Origin of the sequence: Rothia sp. HMSC068E02, from assembly GCF_001813565.1 — a bacterium.
Taxonomy (GTDB): Bacteria; Actinomycetota; Actinomycetes; order Actinomycetales; family Micrococcaceae; genus Rothia.
In genome coordinates this window covers 772,851-792,913 of sequence record NZ_KV812882.1, presented here as the reverse complement: position 1 = coordinate 792,913, position 20,063 = coordinate 772,851, and the positions used below count along the sequence as shown (strand labels likewise).

The 20,063-nt window shown below is 59.6% G+C and carries 14 protein-coding genes; 1 reads left to right on the top strand and 13 read right to left on the bottom strand.

Going from position 1 to position 20,063, the window contains the following annotated elements; translation table 11 throughout:
• Window positions 1–25 precede the first annotated feature (25 nt).
• Window positions 26–4,966, top strand: coding sequence for a DEAD/DEAH box helicase (locus HMPREF2919_RS04785; protein ID WP_070666521.1), 4,941 nt, complete (start codon window positions 26–28; stop codon window positions 4,964–4,966).
• Between the two features lie 213 nt (window positions 4,967–5,179).
• On the opposite strand, the gene HMPREF2919_RS09285 is transcribed toward HMPREF2919_RS04785, so the two are convergent.
• The 13 genes from HMPREF2919_RS09285 to rpsD all read right to left on the bottom strand — a co-directional run bounded on the left by HMPREF2919_RS09285 (window position 5,180) and on the right by rpsD (window position 19,422).
• Window positions 5,180–5,902 (bottom strand): hypothetical protein, encoded by a 723-nt coding sequence (locus HMPREF2919_RS09285; RefSeq protein WP_070666518.1) that lies wholly within the window; start codon window positions 5,900–5,902, stop codon window positions 5,180–5,182.
• 576 nt (window positions 5,903–6,478) lie between these two features.
• On the bottom strand, window positions 6,479–6,889 hold the full coding sequence (nusB, locus tag HMPREF2919_RS04775; protein WP_005505934.1) for a transcription antitermination factor NusB: 411 nt from the start codon (window positions 6,887–6,889) through the stop codon (window positions 6,479–6,481).
• Window positions 6,889–7,452 (bottom strand): elongation factor P, encoded by a 564-nt coding sequence (gene efp / locus HMPREF2919_RS04770; RefSeq protein WP_005505932.1) that lies wholly within the window; start codon window positions 7,450–7,452, stop codon window positions 6,889–6,891. Before efp ends, nusB begins: the two co-directional genes overlap by 1 nt.
• A 212-nt stretch (window positions 7,453–7,664) precedes the next feature.
• Window positions 7,665–8,795 (bottom strand): 3-dehydroquinate synthase, encoded by a 1,131-nt coding sequence (gene aroB, locus HMPREF2919_RS04765; protein WP_049352486.1) that lies wholly within the window; start codon window positions 8,793–8,795, stop codon window positions 7,665–7,667.
• Window positions 8,796–8,820: 25 nt separating this feature from the next.
• Entirely contained in the window at window positions 8,821–10,446 is a 1,626-nt protein-coding gene (locus HMPREF2919_RS04760) for a shikimate kinase (protein WP_070666515.1), read from the bottom strand.
• Complete coding sequence (gene aroC, locus HMPREF2919_RS04755) at window positions 10,446–11,663, bottom strand: chorismate synthase (RefSeq protein ID WP_005508730.1); 1,218 nt, start codon at window positions 11,661–11,663, stop codon at window positions 10,446–10,448. Before aroC ends, HMPREF2919_RS04760 begins: the two co-directional genes overlap by 1 nt.
• A gap of 119 nt (window positions 11,664–11,782) precedes the next feature.
• The gene (locus tag HMPREF2919_RS04750; RefSeq protein WP_070666512.1) at window positions 11,783–12,718 is read right to left on the bottom strand and encodes a shikimate dehydrogenase; all 936 of its coding nucleotides are present in this window, start codon (window positions 12,716–12,718) and stop codon (window positions 11,783–11,785) included.
• 258 nt (window positions 12,719–12,976) lie between these two features.
• Window positions 12,977–14,170 (bottom strand): endolytic transglycosylase MltG, encoded by a 1,194-nt coding sequence (gene mltG / locus HMPREF2919_RS04745; RefSeq protein WP_070666509.1) that lies wholly within the window; start codon window positions 14,168–14,170, stop codon window positions 12,977–12,979.
• Window positions 14,167–14,730 (bottom strand): Holliday junction resolvase RuvX, encoded by a 564-nt coding sequence (gene ruvX / locus HMPREF2919_RS04740; protein ID WP_012903482.1) that lies wholly within the window; start codon window positions 14,728–14,730, stop codon window positions 14,167–14,169. The genes mltG and ruvX overlap by 4 nt, the downstream gene beginning before the upstream one ends.
• A 2-nt stretch (window positions 14,731–14,732) precedes the next feature.
• Window positions 14,733–17,420 carry an alanine--tRNA ligase gene (gene alaS, locus HMPREF2919_RS04735; RefSeq protein ID WP_070666503.1) on the bottom strand — a complete coding sequence of 896 codons (2,688 nt, stop codon included), beginning with the start codon at window positions 17,418–17,420 and terminating at the stop codon, window positions 14,733–14,735.
• A 132-nt stretch (window positions 17,421–17,552) separates the two neighbouring features.
• A complete protein-coding gene (locus HMPREF2919_RS04730) occupies window positions 17,553–18,047 on the bottom strand; it encodes a hypothetical protein (RefSeq protein WP_005508736.1) in 495 nt (164 codons plus the stop codon).
• Window positions 18,047–18,484: a DUF948 domain-containing protein gene (locus HMPREF2919_RS04725; RefSeq protein WP_049327226.1), complete on the bottom strand. Its 438-nt coding sequence runs from the start codon at window positions 18,482–18,484 to the stop codon at window positions 18,047–18,049. Before HMPREF2919_RS04725 ends, HMPREF2919_RS04730 begins: the two co-directional genes overlap by 1 nt.
• Window positions 18,485–18,789: 305 nt before the next feature.
• Entirely contained in the window at window positions 18,790–19,422 is a 633-nt protein-coding gene (gene rpsD, locus HMPREF2919_RS04720) for a 30S ribosomal protein S4 (protein WP_005508739.1), read from the bottom strand.
• Window positions 19,423–20,063 lie beyond the last annotated feature (641 nt).

Sequence of the window (20,063 nt, the reverse complement as noted above, 5' to 3'; positions counted from 1 at the left end):
CAACTCACACCATTTAGGAGAGTTCATGACCGCCTCCGGCACCCCTGCCGACGCTTCGACGAAGACGTCGAGGGACTTTGACAGCTTGATTCATCAGCTTCGAGATACTGCCCGTAATACCCGCGAACAGGGCGACCGTTTGGAGCGCCTGACTAAGCTGTTCCTGACCCAGGACAGTATCCAGAGCCGCCTGTATAAGGATGTGCATCTGTGGAACGAGTGGGAGGGCCGCGAGGGCTACGGCGATATTGGTATCGACCTGGTGGCTGAGAATGTTGACGGCGGCGTGACCGCTATTCAGTGCAAGTTCTACGATGAGCAGAGCACGATTGCTAAGGAAAATATCGATTCCTTTATTTCGGCTTCTGGTCGTGAGCCGTTTACGCACCGCATTATTGTGTCCACGACCGATAAGTGGTCGAAGAATGCGGAGAAGATGCTGGAGGAGCAGCGCTTCCCTGTGCAGCGCATGGGCCTGCAGAATTTCCGCGATTCTAATATCGATTGGTCGACTTATTCCCTGGATGACCCGAGCGAGCAGCAGGTGGGTCACAAGCCGCATAAGGAGCTCCGCCCGCACCAGGACCGAGCTATTACGAATACCTTGATTGGTCTGCAGGAGAACGACCGCGGTCAGCTGATTATGGCCTGCGGTACGGGTAAGACTTTTACCGCTATTCGCTTGGCTGAGAAGTTTGCCGAGCAGAATGGCGGTCACGCGCGTGTGCTCTTTATGGTGCCTTCCTTGGCGCTGATGTCGCAGTCCATTTCGGAGTTCTCGAACGAGATTGAGGGTCCGTTCCATGCTTATGCGGTGTGCTCCGATTCGAAGGTGGGCCGCGAGAGGAAGCGCGGTGGTGCTAATGACGACCTAGCAGACCTGCGCGTTGAGGACCTGCAGATACCTGCCACGACGGACGGCACCAAGCTGGCAAACGCGATGAACGCTAACCCGCTGGATGAGGGCCTTGAAGTGGTCTTCTCTACTTACCACTCTATTGATGCTGTGTCTGCGGCTCAGGATGCGGGTGTCGGCGAGTTTGACCTGATTATTTGCGATGAGGCGCACCGCACGACCGGTGTGACTCTGGCGGATGAATCGGAGTCGAACTTCGTGAAGATTCACGACGATACGTGTGTGTCGGGCCGCAAGCGCGTCTACATGACGGCTACCCCCAAGATTTTTAATGAGGACACGAAGTTCCAGGCGAGCGAGAAGGCCGCCGTGCTCTGTTCCATGGATGACATGGATACCTTCGGTCCGGTGTTCTACCGTATCGGCTTTGGCGAGGCTGTTGAGAAGGGTTTGCTGACCGATTACAAGGTTCTGGTGCTGGGCGTTTCCGAGTCGCAGATTGCGACCTCTTTCCAGAACCTTTTGGCTGATGAGTCTAACGAGCTCGCCATTGATGATGTGGCGAAGCTGGTGGGTTGTTGGAACGGCCTCGCCAAGCGCCGCAGCGGTGAGCTGGAGGCTTCCTTCGGCGATGACATCGAGCCCATGAAGCGTGCCGTGGCCTTCAGCCGTTCGATTAAGGATTCCCAGAAGATTGAGCGCGAGTTCGAGGACCTCGTGCGCATTAACCTGCGCAACCGCGAGAACGACGACCTGACCGACGACCTGGGCGTGCAGGTTCGTCACATTGACGGCGGTTTTAACGCGCAGAGCCGTGCCGAGCTCCTGAACTGGCTCAAGCAGGAGCCGAATGAGGAGGGCCCGATTTGCCGCATCCTGACGAACGCTCGCTGCCTGACCGAGGGCGTGGACGTTCCGAACCTTGACGCGGTGCTCTTCCTGAACCCCCGCAACTCCATGGTGGATGTTATTCAGGCGGTGGGCCGCGTGATGCGTCGCGCCGAGGGTAAGAAGTACGGCTACATTATTCTGCCGATTGCTATTCCCGACGGCATGTCCACCGCGCAGGCACTGAGCGATAACAAGCGCTACAAGGTGGTGTGGCAGGTGCTCCAGGCGCTCCGCGCGCACGATGAGCGCATGGACGCGACGATTCACCAGATCGAGCTGAACGCCTCCGACCCCGAGTCGATTATTGTGCAGACCGTTGACCTGGCGCCGAAGAAGGAGAAGGACAGCATCGGCGCGAACGATACTGAGGCACCAAATGATTCCATCACCCCGGCTGAGCAGACGACCCTGACCTTCCCCGCCCAGGAGTGGAAGGACGGCGTGTACGCCAAGATTGTGGACAAGGTGGGCACCCGCGAGTACTGGGATGACTGGTCGAAGGATATTGCGACCATTGCGGGCCGCCATATCACGATGATTCGTCACCTGCTGGATGAGGCGGCTCCCGAAAGCGAGCTGCGCACCGTCTTCGCTCAGTTTGTGGAGGGCCTGCAGCAGACCCTGAACCCCGCGATTGACGAGGACCAGGCCATCGAAATGCTGGCACAGCACCTGATTACGAAGCCTGTCTTTGACGCGATGTTCGCCGGGCACCGCTTTACCGAGCTGAACCCGATTTCGCTGGCCATGCAGAACGTGGTGGACCATCTGAACGCGAACGCGGCCTTTGAGAAGGAGCGCGAGTCGCTGTCGGCCTTCTACGAGTCGGTTCAGCGTCGCGTGAAGGACCTCGATAATGCGGCGGCGAAGCAGCACGTGATTAAGGACCTCTACGATAAGTTCTTCCAGAACGCCTTCCCGCGCATTGCGGAGCGCCTGGGTATTGTCTTTACCCCGGTTCCGGTGGTGGATTATATCCTCCGCTCGGCGGATGTGGCTCTGCGGGAGTCCTTCGGCAAGTCGCTCTCTGATGAGGGCGTGAGCATTATTGAGCCTTTCGTGGGCACGGGTACGTTCATCACCCGCCTGCTGCAGCTGGGTCTGATTCGCCCCGAGGACCTGGAGCGCAAGTACACTCGCGAGCTGTTCGCGAATGAGATTGTGTTGCTCTCGTACTACATTGCGGCGATTAACATCGAGACGGTGTACGGCGAGGTGGCGCAGGAGCACGGCCTGGGGTCGGAGTATGTGCCGTTTAACGGCATGGTTCTGACGGATACCTTCCAGCTTTCCGAGTCTTCGCACCACCTGAACCTGCCGGCGTTCCGCGCCAATAGCGAGCGCGCGGAGCGTGAGCTTGAGCAGGATATTCGGGTGATTGTGATGAACCCGCCGTACTCCTCGGGTCAGAACAGCGCGAATGATAATAACCAGAACGAGAAGTACCCCAAGCTGGATGAGCGCATCGAGAATACCTACGTTGCGCGTTCTACGGCCACGCTGAAGAACAGCATCTACGACTCGTATATTCGTGCGATTCGTTGGGCATCGGACCGGGTGAAGGATAGCGGTGTCATTGCTTTCGTTTCCAACGGCTCTTTCATTGACGGCAACGCGGCGGATGGCCTGCGCAAGTGCCTGGTGGGCGAATTCTCGAAGCTATACGTGTACAACCTGCGCGGTAACCAGCGCACCTCGGGCGAGCAGTCTCGCCGCGAGGGCGGCAAGATTTTCGGTTCGGGTTCCCGTACCCCTGTGACTATTTGCGTGCTCGTGAAGGACCCCTCGCACACGGGCGAGGCCGTGCTGCACTACCGCGATATTGGCGACTACCTGAGCCGCGAGGAGAAGCTCGACATCATCGCGCGAGAGGGTTCTATCGCGCATACCGAGTGGGAGGTTATTGTTCCCAACGAGGCTGCCGACTGGATTAATCATCGCAATGAGAAGTACGACACCTACCAGCCCATCGGCGATAAGGCGACCAAGGGTAAGCCGAACACCCCGGGCGTTTTCCAGCTTTACTCTCGTGGCCTGGCGACGAGCCGTGACGCGTGGGTGTACAACTTCTCGGTACGCGCGGTCGAGGACAATGTGCGCCGCATGATTGAGTTCTACAACTCCGAGGTCGACCGCTACCAGCAGGCTGACGGACCCGCGAATAAAATTAAAGTCGAAGATTTCGTTGACTTCGACTCGACGCAGTTTACCTGGGACGCTATCAACAAGACCGATATCGTTCGAGGTAAGAAGGGTACCTTTGACCCCTCGAAGGTGCGCGCTTCACTGTACCGTCCGTTCTGTAAGCAATCGGTGTACTTCGATCTGACGAACCAGTTCAACAATCGTACGTACCAATTGCAGAAGCTCTTCCCGACCCCGGAGCACGAAAACATCGCGATTATCACTTCAGTTGCCGGTACCAAGGATTTCAGCGTGCTTATTACCGACACGCTACCTGACCTGCACCTCGTGGGAGATGCTCAGACCTTTAGCCTCTACACCTATGAGCCGGTCGTTGAGGATGACGGAGGACTCAACCTCAACCTGGGCGGCGGCGAGGTCGTGGACGGCTACACCCGCAAGGAGAACATTACCGACGCTACCCTGGTAGCATACCGTAGCACCTATGGTGACGAGGGCATCGCGAAGGAGGATATCTTCTACTACATCTACGCGCTGTTGCACCACCCGGAGTACCGTGAGAAGTACGCGGCGGATTTGAAGAAGATGCTCCCGCGTATCCCTCTGGTGAAGGGCTTCTGGGAGTACTCGCGTGCTGGTCGCGCCCTGGCAGAGATTCACCTGGGTTACGAGAGCGTGGAGCCCTACCCTCTCGATGAGGTGGTCTCCTCCCCCGCTCCCGAGGACCTTGAGGAGCGCTTCGAGTTCTACCGGGTGCAGAAGCTACAGTTTGGTCCCAAGAAGGATAAGACTCGCATCAAGTACAACGGGCACTTGACTCTCAAGGGCATCCCGGAGGAAGCCTACGAGTACCAGGTGAACGGCAGGTCTGCACTGGAATGGGTCATCGACCGCTACCAGGTGAAGACTGATAAGAAGTCGCTCATTACGAATGACCCGAACGATTACTGCCGTGCTGTCAATGACCCGCGGTACATCGTCGACTTGATCAAGCGTCTGGTGACTGTCTCGCTGGAGACTCAGAAGCTGGTGGGTACGCTCCCCCGTTTCGAGGTTCTGGAGGACAACGCCTAACCTGAGAGCTTGCGAGAGAGCTAATGAGATAAAGGGAGAGCCCCACCGTGCGTAGTACACGGTGGGGCTCTCCCCATTCTGGCGCTCCCTGGATACATATAAAAGCCCGGCTAATCTGTAACAAACTACAGGTTAGCCGGGTTTTCTGTACTCATTCCGCTAGTGGGCACCTTGCCCAAAAGCAGCCGAGGCACATTGTACAGGGCACATCAGCTACTCACCTTGAGCGGATGCGGTCGCCTCGCTCGTAGCGTCTGCTTCGTCTCCGCAACCGTTATGAAGGGTCTCAGACTTGATAACAACAAACGCATTATCTTCAGAACGGCGAACAACAAAGACCCGTCGCGTTAGCTGCGGGTCCTTAAATTTCTTACCCTCAGCAGAGCGAACGTTGCTCCAGTCTTCACAGAACGTGATGGTTGCGCCGGTGTTGTATGAGACAGAACCATCGTCGTTCATGGTTCCATAGGTGACTGGATCGATGTTATTGAAGGCAATTTCGCCCTTGATAGGACCGTGGTTTTCTTCTGTGAACTTTTGAATATTCTCCACTTCCTCCTTTGTGTCTTCCAGGAAGTTTTTATGCACGTATCGGAGCAGCTCTTCATCGCTCGTGTGCTCCATGCTCCCATGCATCCATGCATTCCAAATGAGTCGGTACTGTTCCAACGCATCGTATGCAGCCTTGAGGGTCGCATCTGCTGCTTCCTTCGACGGGTTATCCAAATCAACGTTCGCACGAATCAGCACGGGCTCATAACCCGTCGGAGTGGGTGAAGGAGTGGGAGTTGCGGAAGCTTCGGCACTTGCCGATTCAGCGCTCGCGGAAGTGGAAGCACTCGATTCTGCACTGACCTGCGCGCCGCCAGAACAAGCGGACAGGGTGAGCATCATTGCCGCAGAAAGCGCGGCAATAGAACTACGGTTGAACATCATTGTTGGTTCTTTTCTGGTGTGTGGTTGTGTAAAACCGCAGAATTATCCACGCAACAACGTGTGGAATTCAGCGGAATGTTATCGGTTGATGCCATTATCCTAACATATATCCACAGAGCACACACCCTGGTTCCCTATTTGTCCATTTTGGCAATATTCCGTTCATATAGGTGCAGACAAGGGCATATCTGAGGTATGCATAGAGGCGCATGCCGGGCACGCGAGGCGACCGCATCCGCTCAAGGTGAGTAACTGATACTGCACGAGCGCATACCGGGCACGCAGGGCGGGGGCTCCGTCCTCAAGGCGCTCAGCGCCGCAGAGGGGGCACTCCCCCGCCCGCGTTGTCCGGTGAAGCCTCAACTGTTGCTAACAAATCCTGCGAGCGCATCCGCACCCAATACGGAACCCCACGCAGAACTGCACCAACCAAGCGCAACCTAGACACAGAAAACCCCCGCCGTCCTGTAGCGAACTACAGTACAGCGGGGGTTTCACGTACGCTCCCCTGCGGGTGCATCCTCAAACAGCGAACCAACCAGCTACGGGCTAGCGGGCAGGCCGCGGCGGGACGTCTTACGCGAGCAGGGTCGGCTTCACCTGACGGAGCTTATCCAGCAGACCGTTCACGAACTTCGGAGATTCATTCGTGGACAGCACACGCGCCAGACCGACAGCCTCAGAAATTGCGACAGCATCCGGAACTTCGTCATTGTACAGAAGCTCCCAAGTGCCAATACGCAGCACGGCACGGTCCACGGCGGGCATACGCTCGAAGGACCAGTCACGGGCGTAAGTCTCCACAAACTCGCGGATTTCTTCGTCGTGGTCGCGGACGCCACGAATGATTTCCTCAGAGTAAGCAGAGATCTGCGCTACCGTGTACAGTCGGCGGCGGCGGAGTACCTCAATATAATCTTCGTTGCGCTGATCCGCCTCGAAGAGCACTTCGAGGGCGCGCAATCGGGCTTTCGTACGCGAATTCATTAGTCGTTCACGCGACCGAGGTACTCACCGGTGCGGGTGTCAACCTTGACCTTGGTGCCGGTCTCCAGGAACAGGGGAACCTGGATCTCGTAGCCGGTCTCAACGGTTGCGGGCTTGGTGCCGCCGGTGGAGCGGTCACCCTGCAGGCCGGGCTCGGTGTAGGTGATTTCGAGGACCACGGATGCGGGCAGCTCGATGTACAGGGGGCTACCCTCGTGCATTGCGATGGTTGCGGTCTGGGACTCGAGCATGTAGTTTGCTGCGTCGCCAACAACGGTTGCGGGAACGTTGATCTGGTCGTAGGTCTTCATGTCCATGAAGACGTAGTCGTCGCCGTCCTGGTACAGGTACTGGTAGTCGGAGCGGTCAACGGTTGCGGTTTCGATCTTAGCGCCAGCGTTGAAGGTACGGTCGACGACCTTGCCGGAGGTAACGTTGCGCAGCTTGGTGCGAACGAACGCGCCACCCTTACCGGGCTTAACGTGCTGGAACTCTACGACGGACCAGAGGTTGCCGTCAATCTTCAGGACGGCGCCGTTCTTAATATCGGTAGTGGATGCCATGGGGCTCTCCTTCGTGTCATCGACGCTCACGCCGTAGTGGTACCCGGCGAGGCGCTAAGTTTTCAATGAGCAAAAATATGTCCCGTACATTCTACAGGATGCGCACGAGTTTGCCTAGCAGGGGCGCCACAGTTTTTTTGTGCACCCCGCCCGGCTGGCGCGTATTAGCAAATACGTACCGAGTGCATCCGGTGAATATACGGGACTCACAACTACTCGGAGATGATTTCCTGGTAGGTCATGTACAGGATCGAGTCGTCCGGCACCTCGTAGACGCGCGGGCGAGCCAAACCGTCAAGAATGATGAAGCGCAGCAGGTTGCCGCGTGCCTTCTTGTCGCGGCGCATCGCTTCGAGCAGCTGGGGCCATGCGTCAGCCTTGTAGGAGGTGGGCAGGCCCAGGGATTCGAGGATGCGGCGGGTGCGTGCCACGAGTTCTTCGTCGGCGTGGCCGGTTGCCAGCGCCAGTTCGGCGGCGTAGACCATGCCGACGGACACTGCCGCGCCGTGACGCCACTGGTAGCGTTCGTTACGTTCGATGGCGTGGGCGAGGGTGTGGCCGTAGTTCAGGATTTCGCGGCGGCCGGATTCGCGCAGGTCCTCGGAGACGACCTCCGCCTTCACGCGTACGCTGCGTTCAATGAGTTCACGCATCACGGCGGACTGCGAGTCGCGTACGGCGTTCGGGTTCGCCTCGATCAGGTCAAGGATTTCGGGGTCTGCGATGAAGCCGCACTTGACGACCTCACCCATGCCGGTCAGCAGCTCATGTTCAGGCAGGGTGCGCAGGGTACCGATTTCGCAGAGCACCGCTGCGGGCGGCCAGAACGCGCCGACCAGGTTCTTACCTTCGGCGGTGTTGATGCCGGTCTTACCGCCCACGGCAGCGTCCACCATGCCGAGCAGGGTGGTCGGAATGTGAATAACGCGCACGCCGCGCAGCCAGGTTGCCGCGACGAAGCCGGCAACGTCGGTAATAGCGCCGCCGCCCACGGAGATGATCGCGTCGGTGCGGGTGAAGTCGTTCTGACCGAGCACCTGCCAGCAGAACGCCGCCACCTGGTAGTGCTTCGCTTCCTCAGCGTCCGGGATTTCGGCGCTGAACGATTCGTAGCCCATGGCGCGCAGGTCTTCCATGACCAGCTCACCGGTGGAACGCAGGGCACGCGGGTGAATCACGAGCACCTTCTTGGCGCGGTTGCCCAGAATTTCGGGGATTTTACCGAGCAGGTTGTGGCCGATGAGAACCTCATAGTTCTCACGCGGGGAACTGCCGGTCACCGGGATGCGGGTAATATCTTCCGCGCCGGAGGCACCGAAAGTGGGGGTGGGCTGAGTGCTCATCATGTGTCCTTTCACAGGTGAGGGGTTATGCTTGGGGGCGCTGCGCGCGGGAGGTGCGGGTTGCGGTCACGTACGCCTGGATTTCGGCGGTCATCTCGGTGATGGGGCGGCCGCCTCGTGCGTCCAGGGTGAAGTGCGCCAGCTCTTCGTATCGGCTGCGGCGGCGCTCAAAAATTTCGGTCCACCGCTCGACCGGGTTCGGCTGTAGCAGCGGGCGGGTCTTATTGCCGGTAATGCGCGGGGTGACGGTGTCAGCATCAACGAGGATGTACACCACGCATTCGTCCTTGAGCAGCTCCGCGACCGAGTCGGTCATGGGCGCGCCGCCACCGAGGGAGAACACCGTGTTGCGGTACACGGGCGAGGTGAGGACCTCTTCGATGGTTTTGCGTTCGAGCTCGCGGAAGTACGCCTCACCGAAAATCTCGAAGATTTCGGAGACTTCGCCGTAGCGTTCCACGATGAGCTGGTCGGCGTCGAGGAACTCGTAGCCGTAGAAACGCGCCAGGTGCGTACCAATGTAGGTCTTACCTGCCGCCATGGGGCCAATGAGCACGATGGGTCGGGAGCGTTCCGCGAAGTTCTCGTGCATTTCACGCACCTGCTGCGGGTGGATGCGAGCGCCGGCGGACTCGTCTTCTGCGAGCGCGTCTGCGGGGACAGCAAGCTCTGTGGGGACGGTGAGCTCTGCGGGTGCCACAGATTCAGCCAGGGTTGCGGGCAGCTCGGAAGCGTCGAGGGGCTTCTCCCCCGCCTGGTTCTCTTCTTCCGCGGGGGGCGCGGCAGGTACTGCGGGCGCGGCAACCTGAACCTTGCCAAACAGCGCCGGGGTCGGACGGACCGGCTTGGCGGGTTCAGCCGCGGGCACACCTACGGGGGCTGCGGGCGCAGCCGGCGCAGACTGGGGTTCAGCCTTCTGCACGGGAGCAGAAGCGCTCTCCCCCGCCGCTTCTGCAGGCTGAGCCTGCTTCGGAGGTGCCGGCTTGGGCACGGCAGGCTTAGGCACAGTCGGCTTGGGCGTAGCGACTACCGACGGTGCGGCCGGCTTAGGCGCAGTCGGCTTGGGGGCAGCGACTACTGACGGCGCGGCCGGTTTTGGAGCTACGGGCTTGGGTGCATCCGCCTGTGCGGGTTCCTTGCGGGGTTCCTCTTCAGCGGTGCCCATGCCCTGCAGGGCGCTGAGCAGCTTCAGGCGCAGGTCCTCATCCAGGCCGAGCGCCGGGTCGGCGTCCTCAGATACCGAGGAGGCGTACAGGCGCACACCCTGCGTGTTCGCCGCAGCGGCGGCGGGCAGGGGGCGGGCCCCGGAACGCATCAGGTCAGCGGGGGTGGGCACGCGAGAAGCCGGGCGCGCAGAAGAAACTGACGCGGAAGAAACCGATGCGGAAGAAACCGATGCGGCAGCCTCAACAGCCCCAGCGCCCGCAGCCTCAACACTCTGCTCAGCCGCAGCAGGTACACCGGGTTCAGATACACCGGGTTCTGTGCCGGTTTCCGGGCGCGGCGAAGCGCCCCCTCGCGCACGCTGCGTTGCCGCAGCAATACGCGCAAGGGGGCTCGAAGCGACCGGGCGAACACCCTGCTCCACAGAAACCTCCCCGGAACCGCGACCCTTCGCGCCGCGGCCCTCAGACTCCGCCGGAAGGGGCACTACGCGTCCCAACCAGCCACGTTAGACTCCCACGCCAGAGACGCCGGAATAGCGTCCAGGTAGGAATCCATGTTGCGGCGAGTCTCACCAATCGAGTCGCCACCAAACTTCTCCAGCGCAGCCTCAGCGAGCACCAGGGCGACCATAGCCTCCGCTACCACGCCTGCGGCGGGAACAGCACACACGTCCGAACGCTGGTGGTGGGCGCGAGCCTCTTCACCGGTAGAAGTGTCAATGGTCTTCAGGGCCTTCGGCACGGTCGCAATGGGCTTCATTGCCGCGCGCACACGCAGCAGGTCACCAATGCTCATGCCGCCCTCAATACCACCTGCACGGTTGGTATCGCGCGTTACGCCGTGCTCACCAATGGAAATCTCGTCATGAGCGGCAGTGCCCGGGCGGTCAGCGGTCGCAAAACCGTCGCCAACCTCAACGCCCTTAATCGCCTGAATACCCATCAGCGCTGCGGCAAGGCGCGCGTCCAGGCGGCGGTCCCAGTGCACGTACGAACCCAGTCCGGGAGGCATGCCGTATGCGAGCACCTCAACCACACCGCCGAGAGTCTCGCCGTCCTTGTGCGCCTCGTCCACGCGCTGAACCATCGCGTCGGAGGTTGCCTTGTCGAAGCAGCGCAGCGGGTCAGCATCCAGCTGGTCAACGTTGCGGGGCGAAGGCACCGGGGCGCCCTCGGGAGCGTGCACGCCACCCACAGCCACGGTGTGAGAAACCAGCTCAACACCCAGAGCCTTCAAAATCTGGGCGGCAACCACGCCAAGAGCCACGCGGGTCGCAGTCTCACGTGCGGAGGCGCGCTCCAGCACCGGGCGAGCCTCAGAGAAGTTGTACTTCTGCATACCCGCAAAATCGGCGTGACCGGGGCGCGGACGGGTCAGCGCAGCGTTACGCGCACGACCCTCAATCAGCTTCGGATCCACCGGGTCGGAGCTCATCACGTCAGTCCACTTGGGCCACTCGGTGTTCGCGATCTCAATCGCGACCGGGCCGCCCTGAGTCAGGCCGTGACGCACACCGCCCAGGATGCGCACGCGGTCCTCCTCGAACTTCATGCGGGCACCGCGGCCGTAGCCAAGGCGGCGACGAGCCAGGGCGTCACGCACCATGTCGCTGGTGAGTTCCACACCGGCGGGTACGCCCTCAATAATGCCGACGAGCGCCTCGCCGTGGGATTCTCCGGCAGTGAGCCAACGCAGGGCCATAGGTTAACCTCTTTTCATCGCACCCGCACCGCAGCGCAGGAGGAAGGAATAATAATTCTTCACGTGTATAAATAGTGTATAAAATGCCTGTTTACTGAGCGAGTGAAAGCACGCTTTTTTCACGAAACGGAAGCACGAGGCGCAAGATCAACCGCCGCGCACATCGCATTGATTAGACCCAGCAGTTCGGCGGGCTGCAGTTCACGGTCGGTAAACAGCAGCACCTGCTCCACCGCCTGATACAGCAGCATCTCCAGGCCAGAAACCATCGTGCCGCCGCTAGCCTCCCAAGCGCTCGCCAGCACCGAAGGCCACGGGTTATACGCAACATCGAGCAGTACCGGCCGGTGCGTCGCGGAGGCGCCCTTCAGCCCGCTCAGCTGGCTCGCCCACTCATCCGCCGCACGAGCAGGAAGAGTAGACACCACCGGGTGATGACCGCGCTCCGCAAGATTCTGCGGTAGCTCAACTAGGGAAATCTGCTCCATCTGAACGCCCAGGCGGTCCGCCGCCTCCTGCACGCTACCGAGCTTATGCAGGGAACGGGCGTACACGCTCACGCGGCGGTACCCCAACGCGTGCAACGCCGCCAAAGCAGAAATAGCGGTCGCTCCCCCGCCCACAATCGCGGCAGAATCCTTGAGCGGCTGCGGCTCCAAACCGGCGTGGCGCAGCGCGTTCACAATGCCAATCACATCCGTGTTATCGCCCAGCACCTTCTCACCGCGCGGATACACCGTGTTCACCGCACCGGTCACTCGGGCAGTCTCACTCAGCTCATCGCAATACTGAATGACCGCGGTCTTCAACGGCATCGTCACCGACAGACCCGCAATATACGGGGCGTCCTCCGTACCCTTCGGGTGGCGCACCCCGTGCATAATCTCCGGCAAATCATCGGGCAGAGTATCGCGGCGATCATAACCCAAATTCTGCTCACCCAAAAAGTCATACGCGGCACGATGCAGCGCAGGCGACAGCGAATGCGCAATAGGGTGCCCCAGCACGTAGGCGCGGCGAAGATACGGAGCTTCGCGGTACGGTTCAGTCTTCATCGATAGATACTCTTTCGCTCTCAACGCTGGGGAACACTCTCAACACTCAACGCTCGGGGCTTGCGGGCTTGCGGACACGCACGCCACGAACCCGCGTTCATAGGCGCACTCTACCCATTTTAAGGGACAAACCAATATTCAGGTACAGCAAAGGCGGGCACCTCCCCCACTCTCGTGGAGGCGGTACCCGCCTCAGCAAGGAACCTTCAGTCCAAAGCTACTAAATCGTAGCTACCAGCTAAACCGATTAGCTACAACTTAGCTACAGCGGTTCGGGTGCTTAGAACACCACTGGTTGTACTCTTCAACATAACGCTGGTGCTCAGCGTACGTGCGGGAGTACTTAGTCTCACCGGAGTCCAGGTCCACAGTCACCCAGTAGTAGTACGGGTTCTTCTCGGGAGCCGCAGCAGCCTTAATCGAAGCCAGCTGCGGGGAACCAATCGGACCCTTCGGAAGACCCTTATTCGCATAAGTGTTGTACTTATTGCTCTTATCGGCCTTCTGCTCTTCAGTCAGGTGGTACGAACGGACACCCAGACCGTAAGTCACGGTCGCATCCGACTGGATCAGACCCGAGGTCTCACCATCGGGGTTGTTCAGACGATTCTCAATGATGCCTGCAACCGCCACGTAGTCCTTCGGCTGAGCCTCAAGCTCCACGATGGAGGCGATGGTCAGAACCTCGAAGGTCTTCTGGTCGCCGCTCACGCCGGCTTCCTTCAGGTCAGCCTTGGTCTTATCAACCATGGTCTGAATGACCTTCTTGATGTCGGTGTCCTTCGGGAAGCGGTACTCACCCGGGTGCAACCAACCCTCAATCGAGGGGAAGTTGCTCGGCACACCGTACTGGGTGTAGTTGCTGACCGCGTCCTCAACCTGCTTGCGGGTGAACGCGCCATCGGAGCCAGAAACAATCAGATCGATGGTCTCGCTCACGCGCTTACCCTGCGGAATCGCCAGGTACAGTACGTTGCTGTTCGCCTCGATAATGGTCGTAATCGCGCTCGAGCTGCTCATGTGCTGCTGCAGTTCGTAGGTGCCAGGCTGCAGGTACTTGCCCTTGCTCTCCTTGGTGTACACCTCAACGAACTTATCAGCATCAGCAATAACGCCCGCCGCCTCAAGCTCCTGCGCCACCTGCGCGGTGGACTGGCCGGAACGAATCGTGAACGTCACGGTCGTACCATTGCCGCCACCCGAGTAGTCACGAGTCTTGAACGGGTCATAGCGAGTAATCAGGGCACCAGAAATAATGACCAGAGCCACGATAAACAAGGAAATTGCGCCCAGCAAAACGGCGTGGCGGCGGCGCTTACGCGCACGCAACGTAGCCACCGACACGATTTCCTGTTCCATCGTGATGCCGGTGATGCCCTTACGTTCATCCTCGGCTGTCGGCCTAAAGAGGTCGAGCCCGCTCTCTTCGGGATGTTTATTCTGTTCGGTCACTGAAGGTTCTCCGTTTCGTTGACGGCACCGACCGTGGTCCCTTCTGACTCGGACGGTCGGTTTTCTTCGTGGGCCGGATCGCTCACCTTGTACCCGGCTACGGACTGCCCCGCTTTGAGGGCATCCAGGCTGTACTGCAAAATGTTCACAGCCGCCACCTGGTCAACCATAGTCTTGAAATCTCGGCTGGAAACCCCAGCCTCGTGCAGTGCACGGTGAGCGCTCACGGTGGTGAGTCGCTCATCCACCAGCCAAATGTTAATGTGTGTTTTCTCTTCGGCATCCAGCTCGGAGCGCAGAGCCTGAGCGTACTCCCGAGCCATCTCCGTGGAGGGAGAATCCCCACCACGCATGGTCTTCGGAAGCCCGACGAAAACCTCCACCACCTCGTTCACCTCAATCAGCTTACGCAGAACGCGGCGGTCAGAGTTCTTCTTCGCGTCGCGGCGCAGCGTCTTGAGCGGGGTGGCGAGAATACCGTCGGGGTCGCTGAGGGCGGTGCCGACGCGGGCGTTACCCACATCGACACCCATCCGCACTCCGCGCTGGAATTCTGCCATGTTTAGGCCTGAGCCTGTGCGATAGCGTCGCGGACAGCGTCCAGTGCAGCACCAATCTTGGATGCGTCCTGGCCACCACCCTGAGCGACGTCGTCCTTACCGCCGCCACCGCCGCCGAGAACACCGGCAGCGACGCGAACCAGAGCGCCAGCCTTCACGCCAGCCTCACGAGCACCTTCATTGGTTGCCACCAGGACGACGGGGCGGCCATTAGCCACACCCACCACGGCGACAACAGCAGCCTCGGAGCCGAAGCGCGAACGCAGATCCAGAGCCAGGTCACGAACGCCGTTAGCGTCCAGCTCGCCAGCGTCATGTGCCAGAACGCGAACAGAACCGATGGTCTGTGCGTTCTCCAGCAGCTTGCCAGCCTCAGCCTGCAGCTTCTCGCGGCGCAGCTGAGCTAGTTCCTTCTCAGCAGCCTTCAGCTTAGCCAGAGTCTGGTTAATCTTCTCCGGCAGATCAGCGGAAGACTGAACCTTCATCAGGCCGGTCAGCTGGTTCACCAGGGTACGCTCAGCAGCCAGGTGGTTGAAGGAATCCAGACCCACCAGAGCCTCAACACGGCGGTTACCGGAGCCAACAGAGCCCTCGGTCAGCAGGGTCAGCGAACCAATCTCAGCGGACGAACCAACGTGGGTACCACCGCACAGCTCGCGGGAGAACTCGCCGCCGATTTCAACAACACGCACCACGTCGCCGTACTTCTCACCGAAGAGGCTCATAGCGCCCAGAGCCTTAGCCTCAGCCAGCGGCATCTCACGGGTAATCACCTCGTGGTTATCGCGGATTGCGAGGTTAGCGACCTCTTCCACCTCACGCTTAGCGGACTCGGACAGGCCCTCGCCCCACGCGAAGTCGAAGCGCAGGTAGCCTTCCTTGTTGAAAGAGCCACGCTGAGTAGCCTCGTTGCCGAGCACCTGGTGCAGGGCAGCGTGAATGATGTGGGTACCGGAGTGTGCCTTCTCACCGTCGCGGCGGCGCTGAATGTCAACCTGTGCCACAACATCGGCACCGACGTGAACCTCGCCCTCACGCACAACGGCGCGGTGAACGCTCAGGCCCTTCACGGGCTGCTGAACGTCCTGAACGTCAATGATGAAGCCGTTACCGGTGATAACACCGGTGTCGGCTGCCTGGCCACCAGCCTCGGCGTAGAACGGGGTCTCGTCCAGGACGACCTCAATCTTGTCGCCGGCCTTGGCGGCGGGCACGGACACGCCGTCCACCAGGATTGCACGCAGCTTAGTCTCAGTACGCAGCTCGGTGTAACCGGTGAAGATGGAGCCGCGCTCGTCCACGAGCTTACGCAGCTCAGACAGGTCAGCGAACGCGCCCTTCTTCGCCTTAGCGTCAGCCTGCGCACGGTGACGCTGCTCAGCCATCAGCTCACGGAAGGACTTCTCGTCAACCTTCACGCCAGCCTCAGCAGCCATCTCCAGGGTCAGGTCAATCGGGAAGCCGTAGGTGTCGTGCAGAGCAAACGCCTCAGCACCAGAAACAGCGTTAGAGCCGTCCTTCTTAGCCGCAGCAACAGCCTCTTCCAGACGCTCAGTACCGGTCTCAATGGTGTGCAGGAACGCCTTCTCCTCAGCGTACGCAATACGGGAAATACGCTCGAAGTCGTCAGCAACGTACGGGAACGCACCCTTCATCGCATCACGCGAAGCCGGGAACAGTACGGGCAGGCAGGGCTCAGTCACACCCAGCAGACGCATCGCACGAATCGCACGGCGCATCAGACGGCGCAGAATGTAGCCGCGACCCTCGTTGGAGGGGGTCACGCCATCAGCAATCAGCATCAGCGAAGAGCGGATGTGGTCAGCCACCACGCGCATACGCACGTCGTCCTCATAGCCCTCGTCCTCAGCGGACTCAGAGCCGTGGTACTTCTTACCGGACAGCTTAGAAGCAGCATCCAGAACGGGGCGAACCTGGTCGGTCTCGTAGAAGTTCTCAACACCCTGCAGCAGCATGGCAAGACGCTCAACGCCCAGACCGGTATCGATGTTCTTCTTCGGCAGGTCACCCAGAATCTCGAAGTCATCCTTACCGATGCCCTCGCCACGCTGGTACTGCATGAACACGAGGTTCCAAATCTCAATGTAACGGTCGTCGTCAGCCGCCGGGCCGCCTTCCTTACCATACGCGGGGCCACGGTCGTAGAAGATCTCCGAGTCGGGGCCTGCGGGGCCGGGCTGACCGGTGGACCAGTAGTTTTCCTTCATGCCCATACGCTGAATACGCTCAGCCGGGAAGCCCACCTTGTTGTGCCAAATGTCGAAAGCCTCATCGTCACCCTCATAAATGGTGACCCACAGACGCTCGGGGTCCAGGCCGTAGCCGCCCTTATCCTGAGGGGTGGTCAGCAGCTCGTAAGCGAAAGGAATCGCCTTCTCCTTGAAGTAATCACCGAAGGAGAAGTTACCAGCCATCTGGAAGAAGGTACCGTGACGCGCAGTCTTACCGACCTCTTCAATGTCCAGGGTGCGGATGCACTTCTGCACGCTGGTCGCGCGGGAGAACGGAGGGGTCTCACGGCCCAGGAAGTAGGGAATGAACGGCACCATACCGGCGATGGTGAACATAGCGCCGGGCTCGTTCGAAATCAGCGATGCCGAAGGCACCACAGTATGGCCGCGGGAAGCGAAGAAATCGATCCAGCGCTTAGAAATCTCCTGTGAGAGCATCTCGTTCCTTAGAGTAATCTGTGCGAAATTCTAAATTAGTCTACTGACCTATGGTGCCTGCCCGAGAGCAAAATGGCTAATCGAGCCAGTCTCGTACCGTGGTTTACGGGCGAAAACACCATCTTTTAAAACCTAGTTGAAGAAGCCGTCACCGAGCTGACGGTCACGCGCAATACGCTGCTCACGTGCTCGCTTCTGAGCCTCTTCCAAGGAGGCAATCTCAGCCTCCACCTCAATGAGTTCACGCTCAGCCAGGCGGCGGTTCGTGGACTCAATCTCAGCCGAGCTCATCTGGCGGTCCCACGTATCCAGGGAGCCAGGACGCAGATCCTGCTTCTGGCGCTCCACCTTAGCGTTGAGCTCCATCTCCTTCTCCTGCATGCCTTCACGCACGCGGGCGGCAAACTCAACAGCACGCAACGCATACGGCTGCAGGGGCTTGCCAATCGGCGAATCGAAGAACTTTCCCATCTGAGACTCCGGGTTGAGGGCAAGCTCACCATGCTCACGCATGAGCAGGGCGCTGCCGGGGGTACGCTGAGCAGGTTCGGAGGCGGCACGCCTGGAAGCGAAGTAACCAACCGCCGCGCCGGCGCCAAGCAGAAGAGCTGAACGAAGCAGACCCATTAGTTCTCACCGCCTGCAGAGTAAGAGGACTGTGCCGAACCGTACTGACCGCCAGTGCTACCAGTGTTGGCGGTGCCGTGTGCATCGCCGGACTTACCGCCGCGGAACGCCTGACGCACACCGTACGAGAAGGACGCAACCTTAATCAGCGGCTGACCCACAGTCGAAGTCACCAGCGAGGACAGCGCAGAAACGTTCGCGGACGCATCCGAAACGTTCGAGGTGATGTCGTCAACCTTCTCCAGCTGCTCATTGGTGGTCACCACAGTACGGGTCACCTCTTCAATGAGAGGGCCGGTGCTCTGGTTGAGCGAACGAATCGTCACGATAAGCTCATCAAACACCTTGGTCAGGCGAATAATGGGTAGCGCAAGCAGAGCCACCAGAATCGCAAAAACTCCTGCTGCAATCAGGCCCGCAATATCTCCGCCGGTCATCTATAACCCCATTCCGCTCAATGCATGATGCTTATCAATAGTCGTACAAGGCTGGACGCCACCGTGGCGCGCAGCCGGATCGTGCATACAGTTCAGGACTATATACACAGCTCAATCCCCTATTTTAGTCGAAAAATCCTTCAAGCGCCCCCTAAACTCTCATGAAACTCCCAGCGACGGAAGATTCACAGGTTCAGCAGCGCCACAGCCCTGTAGTGTATAAGCCCCAAAAACCCACGCGTTAAACGGGAACAACCCGCCCCCACCGAACGGTGCAGGACGGGTTGCTTCTCGAAAAATCGAGATTATGCCAGACGCGAGTAGTACTCAACGACCAGCTGCTCGTCGCAGATCACGGGGATCTCTTCGCGCTTGGGCTTGCGCTCAAGCTTTGCGTGCAGCTTCTCGATCTCAACGTTCAGGTATGCGGGAACCTCGGGCAGAACTGCCTGGTTCTCACCTGCAGCCGCAGCCTGGAAGGGGGTGGTCTTCTCAGCCTTGGGGTGAACGTGGATCAGCTGGCCGGGCTTGACGTGGAACGAGGGGCGGTCCACGCGAACGCCGTCAACCATGATGTGACGGTGAACAACCATCTGACGTGCCTGTGCAATGGTGCGGGCGAAGCCTGCACGCAGAACCAGAGCGTCGAGGCGGGTCTCGAGCAGCTCGACCATGTTCTTACCGGTCTGGCCCTCGGTACGCTTTGCCTCGAGGTATGCGCGGCGCATCTGTGCCTCGCGGATGTTGTACTGAGCGCGCAGACGCTGCTTTTCCTTCAGCTGGGTAGCGTAGTTGGAGTCAGCCTTCTTGCGGGCACGGCCGTGCTGGCCGGGGCCGTAAGGACGACGCTCGAGGTACTTTTCTGCCTTCGGGGTCAGTGCAATGCCCAGGGCACGGGACTGACGCACGGTACGGCGGGTGCGGTTGTGCTTAGCCACAATCTACCTTTCTATGTGAGGCTCCTGCACCCTTGCGGGTGGGGCCTCGGTCTGTTGAATACTGGCCTCCTCGGTTGACCCCGCCGGGATCCGTACGCGACCGGTTCGGTCGTTGCTGTACGGCGGTGGGGCGGAGAGCTCGGGGCAGAGTACCCCGCAGCTACATTACTGACGCTCGCACGAATGCGGGCATAGTAATTGCCAGACCCGTCAAGCTTACCGGATGCGCCAGGGCTTTACCAGCCTTTTGGGAAATCTTTGGTTCAAATCACTGTGCGTGTGGGTTTTTGACACTTACCCACACGACCCCACAGGAATTATTTATGCCCGTCAGAGCTATTTAGGTGCGACTTCCCCAAAAAATTGCGGTGCTGGGATGTTGGATTGTAATCATTTCGTTATTTTTAACCTGTGTCTTTATGGGAATAGCTTGAATCAGACCCCCATATCGCCTAGACTAGAAACCATAACAAGCTTGGCGTCCGCCCTTCCGGGAAGGCCGACAGTCAAGACGTCTATCACAACTCAAAACTCTGACGCGGTGCGCAGTACTACCGAGGTACTACGCACCGCTTTCTGTTTACCCTCTTTTAGGAGGGGTGGGTAAGCTGCCCGGCGAACCCTCCCGCGCGGCTAGTTGA

Coding starts and splice junctions, on each gene's coding strand:
- HMPREF2919_RS04785 (WP_070666521.1), top strand. CDS start 26: ATGACCGCCTCCGGCACCCCTGCCGACGCTTCGACGAAGACGTCGAGG.
- HMPREF2919_RS09285 (WP_070666518.1), bottom strand. CDS start 5,902: ATGATGTTCAACCGTAGTTCTATTGCCGCGCTTTCTGCGGCAATGATG.
- nusB (WP_005505934.1), bottom strand. CDS start 6,889: ATGAATTCGCGTACGAAAGCCCGATTGCGCGCCCTCGAAGTGCTCTTC.
- efp (WP_005505932.1), bottom strand. CDS start 7,452: ATGGCATCCACTACCGATATTAAGAACGGCGCCGTCCTGAAGATTGAC.
- aroB (WP_049352486.1), bottom strand. CDS start 8,795: ATGAGCACTCAGCCCACCCCCACTTTCGGTGCCTCCGGCGCGGAAGAT.
- aroC (WP_005508730.1), bottom strand. CDS start 11,663: ATGGCCCTGCGTTGGCTCACTGCCGGAGAATCCCACGGCGAGGCGCTC.
- HMPREF2919_RS04750 (WP_070666512.1), bottom strand. CDS start 12,718: ATGAAGACTGAACCGTACCGCGAAGCTCCGTATCTTCGCCGCGCCTAC.
- ruvX (WP_012903482.1), bottom strand. CDS start 14,730: ATGGCAGAATTCCAGCGCGGAGTGCGGATGGGTGTCGATGTGGGTAAC.
- alaS (WP_070666503.1), bottom strand. CDS start 17,420: ATGCTCTCACAGGAGATTTCTAAGCGCTGGATCGATTTCTTCGCTTCC.
- HMPREF2919_RS04730 (WP_005508736.1), bottom strand. CDS start 18,047: ATGGGTCTGCTTCGTTCAGCTCTTCTGCTTGGCGCCGGCGCGGCGGTT.
- HMPREF2919_RS04725 (WP_049327226.1), bottom strand. CDS start 18,484: ATGACCGGCGGAGATATTGCGGGCCTGATTGCAGCAGGAGTTTTTGCG.